The sequence below is a fragment of the Cupriavidus phytohabitans genome, from assembly GCF_017815025.1.
GTDB lineage: Bacteria > Pseudomonadota > Gammaproteobacteria > Burkholderiales > Burkholderiaceae > Cupriavidus.
This window is the reverse complement of record NZ_JAGIQB010000252.1, coordinates 1-501: the sequence shown is the minus strand read 5'-3', so window position 1 is coordinate 501 and position 501 is coordinate 1. Positions and strand designations below refer to the sequence as shown.

Annotated in this window: 1 pseudogene; it reads left to right on the top strand. The window is 64.3% G+C overall.

Features of this window, described 5'->3' with window-relative positions:
* A pseudogene (gene ligD, locus J8I34_RS34375) lies at window positions 1-501 on the top strand (DNA ligase D); the annotation flags it as partial.

The following is a 501-nucleotide window of genomic DNA, read 5'->3' as shown; positions in this document are numbered from 1 at the left end:
GCCGCCGGCAAACTTCTCTTCGATCTCCACGGCCAAAAGCTCGCCGGCCGCTGGGAGCTGGTGCGCATCGCCAAGCCGGGCGACAAGTCCGAGCAGTGGATACTGTTCAAGAAGCGTGACGCGTGGGCACGCCCCTTGTCGGAATACGATGTGCTGACGGCGCTGCCGGACAGTGTCATCGCCAAGCCGTTGGGCACGCTGAATGCGGAGGATGGCGCCAAGGAATCTGCCGCGGTCCTCGATGAGGACCCCGCCACCGCCGTCAAGCGCGCGCCGCGCGCCCCACTGCCGGCCAAGCTTGGACCCCAGCTGGCCACGCTGTCGCCAACGCTACCCGCTGGCAGCGGCTGGATCATCGAGACCAAGTTCGACGGCTACCGCATCCTGGCCCGAATCTCCGACGCCCGGGTCACACTCTTTACCCATCAGCGTGAAGTCGGGGACACAGGCTTGGGTCCACTTGCCTCTTGCGCCAACTTGAGCAATGAATTAGGTCATAAA